10 protein-coding genes and 2 pseudogenes are annotated in these 11,808 nt (G+C 30.3%); 2 read left to right on the forward strand and 10 right to left on the reverse strand.

Annotated features, from left to right (window positions below):
* From KPL51_RS22160 to KPL51_RS22195, 8 genes and pseudogenes are all read right to left on the reverse strand, one after another.
* Positions 1–218, reverse strand: a pseudogene (locus KPL51_RS22160) (phosphatase PAP2 family protein); the annotation flags it as partial.
* A gap of 100 nt (positions 219–318) precedes the next feature.
* A complete protein-coding gene (locus tag KPL51_RS22165; RefSeq protein ID WP_216166445.1) occupies positions 319–1,146 on the reverse strand; it encodes an undecaprenyl-diphosphate phosphatase in 828 nt (275 codons plus the stop codon).
* Between the two features lie 134 nt (positions 1,147–1,280).
* A pseudogene (locus KPL51_RS22170) lies at positions 1,281–1,965 on the reverse strand (DedA family protein).
* A gap of 414 nt (positions 1,966–2,379) precedes the next feature.
* Positions 2,380–2,853, reverse strand: a complete 474-nt coding sequence (locus KPL51_RS22175) for a DUF6320 domain-containing protein (RefSeq protein WP_216166448.1) — start codon at positions 2,851–2,853, stop codon at positions 2,380–2,382.
* Between the two features lie 860 nt (positions 2,854–3,713).
* Positions 3,714–4,034 carry a cupin domain-containing protein gene (locus KPL51_RS22180; RefSeq protein WP_216166450.1) on the reverse strand — a complete coding sequence of 107 codons (321 nt, stop codon included), beginning with the start codon at positions 4,032–4,034 and terminating at the stop codon, positions 3,714–3,716.
* Positions 4,035–4,076: 42 nt separating this feature from the next.
* Complete coding sequence (gene rd / locus KPL51_RS22185) at positions 4,077–4,241, reverse strand: rubredoxin (protein WP_216166452.1); 165 nt, start codon at positions 4,239–4,241, stop codon at positions 4,077–4,079.
* Between the two features lie 337 nt (positions 4,242–4,578).
* Entirely contained in the window at positions 4,579–6,792 is a 2,214-nt protein-coding gene (locus KPL51_RS22190; RefSeq protein ID WP_216166454.1) for an efflux RND transporter permease subunit, read from the reverse strand.
* A 164-nt stretch (positions 6,793–6,956) separates the two neighbouring features.
* Positions 6,957–7,166: a hypothetical protein gene (locus KPL51_RS22195; protein WP_216166465.1), complete on the reverse strand. Its 210-nt coding sequence runs from the start codon at positions 7,164–7,166 to the stop codon at positions 6,957–6,959.
* A gap of 123 nt (positions 7,167–7,289) precedes the next feature.
* Between KPL51_RS22195 and KPL51_RS22200 the strand changes: the two genes are divergently transcribed.
* Entirely contained in the window at positions 7,290–8,045 is a 756-nt protein-coding gene (locus KPL51_RS22200; RefSeq protein ID WP_216166457.1) for a DUF438 domain-containing protein, read from the forward strand.
* Between the two features lie 109 nt (positions 8,046–8,154).
* Here KPL51_RS22200 and KPL51_RS22205 read toward each other — a convergent pair whose 3' ends face one another.
* Positions 8,155–8,694 (reverse strand): methylated-DNA--[protein]-cysteine S-methyltransferase, encoded by a 540-nt coding sequence (locus KPL51_RS22205; protein ID WP_216166459.1) that lies wholly within the window; start codon positions 8,692–8,694, stop codon positions 8,155–8,157.
* Positions 8,695–8,862: 168 nt separating this feature from the next.
* Positions 8,863–10,527 carry an Ig-like domain-containing protein gene (locus tag KPL51_RS22210; protein WP_216166461.1) on the reverse strand — a complete coding sequence of 555 codons (1,665 nt, stop codon included), beginning with the start codon at positions 10,525–10,527 and terminating at the stop codon, positions 8,863–8,865.
* A 270-nt stretch (positions 10,528–10,797) separates the two neighbouring features.
* On the opposite strand from KPL51_RS22210, the gene KPL51_RS22215 reads away from it, so the two are divergent.
* Positions 10,798–11,721, forward strand: a complete 924-nt coding sequence (locus tag KPL51_RS22215; protein WP_216166463.1) for a polysaccharide deacetylase family protein — start codon at positions 10,798–10,800, stop codon at positions 11,719–11,721.
* Positions 11,722–11,808: the final 87 nt, after the last annotated feature.

Raw genomic sequence — 11,808 nt, forward strand, 5'->3', positions numbered from 1 at the left:
CCTAAAATTGTACTTAGTATTAAGGCCCCTAAAGCCATAAAACCTATTTTTCTATATTTTTTATTAATCATAAGTATCGCTATTATTATAATCCATACAATCCCTCCATTACCCCAGTATGTTGATATAACCATGCTATTATCCATAATAATTCCATGCATATTATCTTTTATATACAATAATACTGAGCTATCAAATCTCTGTACTAATGATATCATTTTCATCATTCCCCTTTTTTCTATTTTCATTACTATATATGCTATAAGTATTAAAAAACACCTAGATAACAGATAAATTTGAGATTTAGATGTTTAATATTTATAATGAAATACCCACAAACTTAATTAAAAATAGCAATGCTATACCCACAATTATTCTATAAATAGCAAAAACCTTCATAGGTTTTTTCTTTAAATACGAAACAAATTTTTCTACCACAATTAGTGCCACTAAAAATGCAATTACAAACCCAATAAATAAAGTAATAATTTCTCCACTACTAAAATTCATTCCACTTTTAAATAGTGTTAATGCTGTAGCACCAAACATAGTTGGTATTGCTAAAAAGAATGAAAACTCCGTTGCAGCAACTGTAGAAACGCCACTAATCCAACCTCCCATTATTGTAGATGCCGACCTAGACATTCCTGGCCATAGTGCAAAACATTGAAAGCACCCTATTTTAAATGCCTGTTTAATAGTTATTTTCTCAATATTTTTCGTTTTATCCTCAGTCCGAAATTTATTTTCTATAATAATCATGAGAATTCCACCAACCACTAACGCCAAAGCTACAGTGGTTGGATTAAATAGATATTTATCTATTCTATCATTGAAAAGAAATCCTAAGACTGCAGCTGGTATAAATGCAACTATAATATTAGTCCAAAATTTTATGCCTGAAGGTTTTGCCTTAAAAAACTCCACAACTGAGCTCCATATTTTATTCCAATATAAAACTATAATTGCAAGAATAGCGCCTAATTGAATGACTACCTCAAAACTATTTGCAAATGCACCTTTGAAATTAATAATATTTCCTACGATAATCATATGTCCAGTAGAGGAAATTGGGATAAATTCTGTTATCCCCTCTACTATAGCTATTATTATAGCTTTTAGCACTAAAAAAATGTTCAAATCCATCTAATATACACTCCTTATAACAATAATTTGTAAATTTTAAAAGCGACGAGCTTTTCAATATATCTTTCTTGCAAAATAATAAAAATAATTTTTGAACACAATACCACCATTATATACTGCTATAACATATTCTTTTAGATGTTAGACTCGGTATTAAGGATATCATTTTCATCATTTTTTCCTGTTTTGCTCTTTTCTTTTATGAACACTATAACTCCAGGCAATAACGAAATAATTATTATAGCCATTAGAACATAAGAAAAATGATTTTTTATAAAGGATAGATTGCCAAAGAAGTAACCACCACCTAAGAATAAGCTTACCCATAATCCCCCACCAATCATATTGTAAGGTATAAATTTCGAATAATTCATTTTTCCTATACCTGCAACAAAAGGAGCGAAGGTCCTAATTATAGGAATAAATCTTGCTAGAACTATTGTCATTGACCCATGTTTTTCATAGAACTTCTGAGCCTTTTTTAAATACTCTTTGTTAATAAACCTTACTTTTTCTTTTTCTAATATCTTACTTCCAATCTTTTTACCAATATAATAATTAGCGGTATCTCCAAGTATCGCTGCAAAATATATTACAACTAGAAGAATAAAAAAATTCATTGATCCAATTGCTGTTAATGCTCCTGCTACAAATAGCATTGAGTCTCCTGGTAACAATGGTGTAACAACCAATCCTGTTTCTAGGAAGATAATAAAAAAAAAGAATAGCATATGTTAATATTCCATATTGCTGTACCATTAATACTAAATAACTATCAATATGCATTATTCCACTTATTACATTCATTAAAATATTCATATTTTTCCCCTCTTGTTATAAACTTTCTCATGCTTTACATTATCTATTGGTAAGATTAAAATCACATTAAAAAAGTCTTATTTTTAGATTAAGAATTATATTAGCTTATAATAAAAAGTAAGTGGAATTGCGGGAGTTAATGGTGGATATCTAAGCTATTCTGAACTATAGTTTCTACTGATTAGATTTTCCTCTCAAAATGCAATAGGAAGTAGGGAGAAAACTCCTTTCGAGCTTTCTCCCTACTTCCTATTGATTTATTTTCTATCAATAACTCTCACTAATTATATTTCAACCTTATTTACTTTATAGATTCCTCAAGTTCTGTTTACTTTTGCTGACAGACTCCAAATAATAAGCAGGTGATTGCAACAATATAATATCTGTTAATTTTTTTATTTAAAAAAAGAGCAATTACAATGAAAACGCGATTAATACAACACCCACTATAGGAATGGTTAAGGAAAGCACCCATCCTTTATATGGACACAGGTATTCTATTAAAAACAGATATGGTACTAAACCTACTGTCATTATAAACATTGATATTAAAACTCTATGTTTTTTTATAAAAAATATAGGGATTATTGTAAACCATATGATTAATAATCCTCCTACAGGATATAACGACCAGTTTAATAATCCACTGATAGCAAAGTTGCATATAAGGCAACCAAGGGCACTGAAAAGAAAAGTAAGAGATATAACTAAAAAAACATTAGAATTATTGATTTTTTTAACCTTTTCTACATACTTAATAGTATTATTTACGACCTCTTCATCTTTTAAATCTATTCGTTCGCTTATTATTTTTTCACCACAAATCAACTCATTTACTGTTACCCCAAGTTCTTTTGCTTTTCTTAAAACATAAATAAATTCGCTCATCTTTTTATTATCTATTTTTTCCTCCTCGCTTGAGCTTTATATTGTAACAACCTCAGTCATTTAATTGCATCGCCTTTTCCAATATCTTTAGACATCTTTTGATCTTTTTTTTAAATTAGCATTACATATAATTTAGTAAATTAAAAATCAAGTTAATTAGTTTCGATTATTGTATTTAATTATATCACCTTATTGTACTTATCTATATTGAGAATATTTATTTATAATAATTTCTCAAAAATCCACCTTACTTGTTGAGTTTCCGCCATTCATTATCTAATCAACTAATAAAATCCAGGCAAAAAAAAGCCCTCAACTAATTAATGTTAATCGAGGGTTTTACTGGTGGAAGAGAACCGATACTAACTATATCACTGCCCGTTGAACATAATACACTCCTTAAAAATAAAACAGAAGTTAAGCTATTTATAAAATTACCAGATAGCAGATAGCTTAGTGGGATGCTGAACATCCCGCTTGCTTACAAAAAAATCAGCACCCGAATACAGAGCGAATTTACACTTAGTTTGTCTTATCATATTGTTGTGCCTATAATTATTATTATTACACCTATTAGTATTAAATGGTAACATCACTTCGGTAAAAAACTTTTCCAACGGGTTTGAATAACCGTCGGAAAATGGTCGGAATTCCCACCACATCATTGTATTTTATGTATCTTTTAATCAATGCTTTTATATTAACTAATTGTATCTAATAATATCTTGTGTAACGGTGGCAAATGGCTGGCATTGCCACCATAAAATTCAACTTTAGTATTTAACCTACATACCATATCTCAGCCAGTTGATATTTCTATATTTATACTTAACATTCTATAAAATAGTGAGTATGACTGATTATTTTATATTTGGTGTTTTAATATTTAAAACACTAAATGTTTCACCTTGGTCTGCCCATAGTGCCATGTTAGTATTCGGCGCACAAACAACAATATCAGTTGCGTTAACCACAGCTTTTTCTTCCCCAATTTGTATTGTTCCTTTACCAGAAACAACATAAAAAAATACATCAACAGGAACCTTATGCTGGGGAACTTCATCTCCAGGCTGTAAATTCAAATTCATAACCCTTGTGTTATCATGGCTTATAAGTTGTTTAGCTACAACACCTCTCATGTTTTTCTTGCCTTCAATTTCATTCATTCTAATAATATTCATTATATTTTCTCCTTCATATTTTATTATTGGTGTTAATAATTATTATTCTTCTACTTTTTCAAAATCTGATTTTGGTACTCCACATAACGGGCAAACCCAATCTTCATCAATATCATGGAATTTTGTTCCTGGAACCACCCCGCCATCACTATCACCTTCTGCTGGATCATAAATATAACCACATACTGTACAAACATACTTTTCCATAATTAGCCTCCTTAAAATACAATTAGATTTTCCTCTAATTACTTGTTAGTAACATTCTATCCCTTTAGGACTATTTAAAATGTGATTTAAATCAAATAAATTAATGCAGATATAATATTAAATATGTATAAATAATATTTGTTTATATTGTAACTATTTTTACATAATAATACGGTAACATGTGTTACCGTATTTAAACTTCATTCATTGGACCTCTTTCAGTGCTCTGATAGGCTATTGGTTATATTGTATATTATTTATAAGTTTCCTGAAAATATTTATTTGTTAGATACATCCCTGATGTCCTTTTTATTTAAGATAAATCTATCAAGTAATATTAAAACTGGGGTAATATTATAAAGGTACTAATTAAAGCTAATGATATATTTATTACTGTCATTAAGCCAAAGTCCTTTAGTATTAGAAATTGAGAAGCCATTAGCACTGAAAATCCGCCTATGGTAGTAAGCCCTGATGCTACTATAGCTTTCCCTATCTTGGTAACAGCGATTACTACAGCTTCTGTTTTGTGTTTTCCTGATTTTCTCTCTTCTAAATACCTCTCCATTAGCATTACTGTCATTTCCGTTCCCATACCAAGAACTAAAGCCCCTAGAGTTGCAGTAATAGGTGTATACTTTAGACCTATTAAATACATTATTCCACTAGACATTCCCACTATTAAAATCACAGGAAATATTGGAATAAGTGCTTTAACTGGGTTTTTGTATATAAGAATTAGAGCGAATAATACAAGTCCTATCCCGATAATTGTCATCTTAACCCTGCCTGATGTAAGCCTCTCAACCATTTCAACATCTAACACAGATTTTCCTGTTACTTGCACTTCCATGGAGGAATCACTTAAATCAGCTTTTATTTTTGTTACAAAATCTTGTAATTGCTCTGTACTCATATGTTTAATATTAAGTAGCATTACAGATTCTGTTTTTTTATCATTTAAAAACATTTTCTTCTGTTGCTTCGGTAATGTTTTAACTAGTTCAATATAGTCTACATGGCTTAGATTTTTATCTGTTGAAACGTTATTAACCAAGGTATCTATGGATTTCACATCTACTACAATATCCCCATACTTTCCTTCTATATCTTTTGTTTTAGATTTTATCCAGTCTATATTTTTTTCACTCAAAATATTACTGTCTTTTATATATATAGCCATCTGATCTGTTGAACCTACTACATTTCTAATAGTGTGTATATCCTCCAAAGCTTTCATATCTTGAGGCATAAAGGTTTCAATATCCGTTTCTACACCTATATTTTTATCAGTTATATATCCCATAGAGGACAAAACTATTACAATTATTAATACAACAACTGAATATTTTATAACTACTTTTGTGGTGCTTTTTAAAATCCTATCTAATAGGGTTTCACTATTAAATACTTTCACTTTATTTTCACTTTGTATATCCGATTTATCCCTTAAATGTAGTATGGGCAGAAGCAAAATCATACTTCCTATAAAGCTTATTATTACTCCTATTGTTAGCATCTTTCCAAAATCTTGAATCATAGGAACTGGTGAAGCATACAGTGATATAAATCCTAAAACTGTGGCTAAAAGCGCAATTGCTATAGCTTTACCTATTTGACTTAGAGTCTTTCTTGTAGATTTTTCTTCCTCATATCTATTTTGAAATTGTATTGAGTAGTCGATCCCTAGGCCTATTAATATTGGAAATACTGCCATTGACACCATAGTAATAGGTATACTTAAAATTCCCATAAATCCTAGAGTTGCAATTACAGATACCAATATAATACCTAAGCTTAGCATCCTCCATCTTACTTTAAAAACAATAGCAAGAACTATAAACATTATAATCACTGCAAGTCCAACCATTATTGCCATATTAAATTTCATTTCACTTCTTAATGACGAATCTAACACTGGTTTTCCTGATACTATATACGAAACATTTTTAAAACCCTCCTTTTCTAATGCTGTACTTACATCTTTAGATATCTGATCTTTATATTCATCCCCTAAATTTCCTTGTAGTTTTACAACCATTAAAGCATGTTCATTATCTAATATTACATCGGAAAACATTGAGCGAATCTTCTTAGTTTCATCATCGTATAATATACTGTCGAGTCCTATCTGGTCTCCTGGTATATCTGCCACCATCATATTGCTCTTTTCATGAAAAGTTCCTAGTCCTTTAGATGCATCACCAAGTTTTTTTCCCATAGTAATAAATCCTGATGCCATTTCTTTTAACTCATCTGGCGAAATACCACCTGTTAGCCCTTCTTTCATAGATGAGGTTTCCCCCGCTAATCGACTGCTTATACTTGTCAATGCTTTGGAGGTGTTTTTAGTTCCTTCTTGAATATTGGTTGTCTTTTCTCCCATGCTTCTAATCCCTTTAGAGCTTTTATTTATATTTTCTGATATACCATTTAATTTCATTTTTAATTGTTGATTTTCACCAGCTAAATTACTTAGTTCCTTTAATTGGCTTGATGCCACACCTAGTCCATCTGCTGCAGTAACTGATACTCCCATGCCTAAAGGCATGGGGTTCTTAAATACATTATCTTCTCCTATACTCTCATTTATATAAAAACTATAAATTACAACATATAAGAACTAAATGACTTCTCTAAGACTTTTACTACCAATTATCCCAATGGATAAATTAACGATAATTTAAAGGCTCGTATCAAAACCTTATTATTTTTTTATATTCCCATGCTTGATATTTTCTTATTATCACTACTTAATAATCTATTTATTTCTTTATCATGAAGCATTTTAAAATTACCGTATTCGCTGAAACACTTTTCTCTATCTATTTCTTCCTTATTGTTGTACATTAATTCAGATGCATAAAAAAAAATAAAGTTAACCATAGGCTGTTTATAATGATAAGCAGCTTTATTTTTATCCAAGTATCTGCTTTTAATAAATTTTACTATTTTGATTTAAATCACATTCTTATAGATCAAAATTAATTAAAATTATGTCATGGAAACAAAATTTATAAAAATAGATATAGAAGGGAGATTTTAAAGATGGATAACAAAAAAATAAAAAAATTAACCGAAGTTTTACAAAAATTAAACCAGGAGGGTGTAACTGAAGCTTTAAGAAAAGAAGCCTTAGATATTGTTTCAAATATAAGTCCTGTTGAGCTTTCTATTGCAGAACAAAATTTAATAGAAAAAGGAATGAAGCCTCAAGATTTAAGACATCTTTGTGATATACACATGGAAGTTTTAAAAGACGAACTTGATAAAATTAAAACAAAGATTGAACCGGGTCATGTTGTGTATACCCTTATTGCTGAACACGATAAAATCCTTGAATTCTTGACTCAACTTGAAGAAGTTAATTCTAAAATTCAAAAGTCCCAAAAATATATTAACAGTTTAGGAGAAATTAAAGAATTAAAGACTATTATATTTAATATATTAGATGCAGAAAATCATCACCAAAGAGAGGAAAAAGTGTTGTTTACTGAGATGGAAAGCAGAGGAATTACTGGACCAACCCGAATTATGAGAATGGAGCATGAAGATTTAAAAACTAAAAAAAACTCTTTAAAAGTGACAGCAGAAGAGGCCTCTGAATTAATCTTCAATGAATTCAAAGAAAAAGTAGATGAATCAGCAAAATATATTATATTTAACATGAGGGACCATATATTTAAAGAAAACTATATTCTATATCCTACAGCAATAGAATCTATACAAGGAAAAGACATCTGGAATGATATGAAAAGAAGATGTGATGAGATAGGTTATTGTGGATTTACACCTAAAGCATAATTTAACATTATCAAACCGCATTTTCTCTGAGTTATTAATAAACCATGGTTCATAAAAAATAATTACTATAACAGTTGAATCTTAAGCTGATAGAGTGATTATTTTTTGATCACTCCATACAGCATTTTTTTCTTTTGCATACATAATTACCCCTAAGCTTCTCAATATCATGCCCTTCAAGTATCAAAAGCTTTTCCCTTAAAAAACCAGCCCCACTTCTACATATTCCAATACCCTTTTGTGGTAACACCCTATGAGTTGGAATAAAATAAGAAACTGGATTTTTTGCAACTGCACTACCAACAGCTTGTGCCGCACCTGGTTTTCCTAGTGCCTCACCCAATTCTTTATACGTGCAAATATTCCCTGCACCAATTTTAGAAACAGTATCAAAAACAGTTTGCTGGAAAGGTGTAAAATCTGTTAAATCCAACATCATATTATGAATTCCTGTCTCTAAAAAATTCAAGGTTTCCTTAACTAACAAATTTATCATGGGATTTTGTTCTTTCCCCTCACTAAAGCTTTTTAAATCTATAAGCTCATTACCATTATTATTTTTCAAAGATAAATACTTTAACCCATTAGATGAAAAAGTAACACTTATGGTATCTGTTTCTAAAAAATCAATAATTTTATTAACCTGCATTCACATCTTCCTTTCCTAGAAGTCCTTACTGTTATTTATATAAATAATATTGCTACAAGCCTTCAATAAATAATATTTAATACTATTTATTTACTAAAGTGCGATAATAAATTCAAAAACACTGAAAATATATTATCTAATCCACCTTTTTAGTTGTATATACTAAAACTACATTAAATTAACATGGGGGGTATAGTTTTCCAAAGAGCCTACTCTTCCAATATACAGTTGCCTTCTATCAACAATTCCTGCTGTAACACTGTCACTAAAATATTCTTCCTTATAGTTAATACCATTAGTTGATACATTTGAAGACCAATATTTAAATCCAATAATATTGTTGTTATCTCTAATCCAGTTCATAAACACAGCTGCATGCCCTATACTAGTTGTTCTTTCAAAATCTACAAAATCACCAGTTCTAGCTTCCTCAAGATTAGTTATTCTTGTGCCTAACCCATATTTTTCAATAGCTCCAGCAAGTTGGTCACCTTGTGATTTAGGAGTGCCTAATGCTGCATACCAGGTAAGCATAAAATCAGTCATATTTTCAGAAGACATATTGTTGAAGTTATCCTTTGAAATTCCAGCATCGATATTTCTTGCCTGCATAGCTTTAAAGAAAACCTCAAAGGTTAATCCTACACAATGACTTGATCTGCTTCCATCTGGATTAGCTCTTAATAATGTTGTACCTTTATAAGCTATATCTTGTGTTACACCATTATAATGAGCATAGTCATTGTTTAAAAGATATGTATATTTACCTATCTCATATTCAGATATTGCTTTAGCCACATAACTGTTTAGACTAATTTGATTAACTGCTGCCTCCGCTTCTGTATCTACAGAAACACCATTACTTGTTGCTGAAATATTTTCTAAAATATCTTTTGCTTTTATAGTAAAAGTATAATTTGTTTCTGCATTTAGTCCAGTTACCATAAAATCAGTAGCTATAGTTGTTGCTCCAACTTTATTTATTCCTTCACAAATGTCATAACCGACAGCTCCAGCAACTGCTGTCCAGCTCAAAAGTACATTAGTACCTGTTTTTGCAGTTGATAATAAATTTGTTGGAGCTTCAGTAGTGTTTTTAACAATTATACGTCTTGATAAATTAGCAGTTTGGTTTGCTGTGTCATATACAACAACTTTAATGATATATTCACCATCAGGAGCCCAAGGATTTGTAGCCCAATTATCAATGTATGGTGCTGCAGTAACAGTTTTCACTTTATAATACGCACTATCTGGTGCCGAAACTGCCTTTGTATAAAACTCAACCTTAGTTATTGCTTTGTTGCCAGTTGGGCTAACAGATATTTTTGGAATTCCTGATACGATCTTTCCATCTGCATCTATGGTAGTAATATCGATAGCTGTAATTATCGGTATATTGTTTCTAATAATTACATTTCTTGTTAAATAAGCAGTTTGGTTTGTAGTATCATATACAACAACTTTAATAGTATATTCACCGTCAGAAACCCAAGGACTTGTAGCCCAATTAGCAATGTACGGAGATGTAGTAGCCGTCTTTACTTTATAATAAGAACTGTCTGGTGACGAAACTGCCTTTGTATAAAATTCAACCTTAGTTATTCCTTTATTATCTGTAGGATTAACAGATATTTTTGCCACTCCTGATATTATCTTTCCATCTGTAGGCATTGGAGTAATATTAATTGTAGTTACTACTGGTTTCTCATCTATACCCGCAAATGCGAAACCTGAATGCGTTAATGAACCGCTAGTAATAAACACGAGTGTTAATAAAAGAATAATTAATTTTCTATTAGTTTTTCCCCCATTGATTCCTCTCCTTTTCATTTTTTTATAATTGCTTGTCCAACTTTACTTTTTCATTAATAACAAAATAATTATACTTTGATTTCAACTATAAAACCCACTGGTAATTGTAGGGATAATTATCAGCAGAAATGATATTTTGTATCTAAGGAAAACTGATAAGTCATAAATAGATTTATTTTATTTAATGAATTTGTAGATTATCTTATTTTGAATATTAAAAATGTTTATTAGTAATAATAAGTATACAAATATTTTTTATAGAAATAGGTAGCTTGGGAAGGAAGTTTAATGATGAGAAGAAACAAATTGTATTTATTAAACGTATGTTTTTTGTGTGTACTTAATTTAATTTATTCTAAAAATTATGTTTTAAAAAACCCATATAATAAAACAATAACTTCAGAATTAATAAGTGCTAAAAATACAATAAATTTTAAAGAAGTTTATAGTACAAACTTAACAATTCCACAGCTAAAGGAGAATATGACGAGTAACTATAAAAATGAAATTCCCACACAATGGGGTGAAAAAACTACTGGTGTTAAAACACAAATAAATACGACAGATAAGATTATTGCATTAACCTTTGATGCGTGTGGTGGCAGTGCACTGAGCAATGGATATGATAGTGAGTTAATCTATTTTTTAAGAAAAGAAAATATACCTGCAACTTTGTTTATAAATTCAAGATGGATTGATGCCAATTACAATGCTTTCATGGCACTTACAAAAATACCTCAGTTTGAAATTGAGAATCACGGCTATCTCCATAAACCTCTTTCAGTAAACGGTAAATCTGCGTATGGTATTATAGGGACTCAGAATATAGGAGAAGTAGTTGATGAGATAATATTAAATGAAGGTCAGATTGAAGAACTTACCGGAAGAAAGCCAAAATATTTTCGTTCAGGTACAGCATATTATGATGAGTTGGCAGTAAAGATAGTAAATGAAATTGGTGAAGACGCAGTAAACTTTAATATCCTTGGAGATGCAGGCGCCACCTATACAAAGAAGCAGGTTAGTACCGCATGTTTAAGTGCACCTCCAGGGTCTATTCTTATATTTCATATGAACCATCCTAAAAAGGAAACGGCAGAAGGAATTATGGCGGCTATTCCAAAACTTAAGATGATGGGATATAAGTTTGTAACACTTGATAATAAAAATTTATCGTCGTATTTCTCAATAACTAAGGATTATTTTTATTAGTGAACCTCCCATGACTGAAGTCACGAGCTTCTATTGTTGCCAATAAATTTTCCCACATCTACGTCCTCGTAACCCTTAACATAACAA

Origin of the sequence: Clostridium bowmanii, from assembly GCF_018861315.1 — a bacterium.
In the GTDB taxonomy this organism is placed as follows: Bacteria; Bacillota; Clostridia; order Clostridiales; family Clostridiaceae; genus Clostridium_AD; species Clostridium_AD bowmanii.

Bases quoted from the DNA above. Each gene is read 5' to 3' on its own strand.
- KPL51_RS22180 (WP_216166450.1), bottom strand. From the start codon at position 4,034: ATGAATATTATTAGAATGAATGAAATTGAAGGCAAGAAAAACATGAGA.
- KPL51_RS22210 (WP_216166461.1), bottom strand. From the start codon at position 10,527: ATGAAAAGGAGAGGAATCAATGGGGGAAAAACTAATAGAAAATTAATT.
- rd (WP_216166452.1), bottom strand. From the start codon at position 4,241: ATGGAAAAGTATGTTTGTACAGTATGTGGTTATATTTATGATCCAGCA.
- KPL51_RS22200 (WP_216166457.1), top strand. From the start codon at position 7,290: ATGGATAACAAAAAAATAAAAAAATTAACCGAAGTTTTACAAAAATTA.
- KPL51_RS22175 (WP_216166448.1), bottom strand. From the start codon at position 2,853: ATGAGCGAATTTATTTATGTTTTAAGAAAAGCAAAAGAACTTGGGGTA.
- KPL51_RS22190 (WP_216166454.1), bottom strand. From the start codon at position 6,792: ATGCCTTTAGGCATGGGAGTATCAGTTACTGCAGCAGATGGACTAGGT.
- KPL51_RS22205 (WP_216166459.1), bottom strand. From the start codon at position 8,694: ATGCAGGTTAATAAAATTATTGATTTTTTAGAAACAGATACCATAAGT.
- KPL51_RS22165 (WP_216166445.1), bottom strand. From the start codon at position 1,146: ATGGATTTGAACATTTTTTTAGTGCTAAAAGCTATAATAATAGCTATA.
- KPL51_RS22215 (WP_216166463.1), top strand. From the start codon at position 10,798: ATGATGAGAAGAAACAAATTGTATTTATTAAACGTATGTTTTTTGTGT.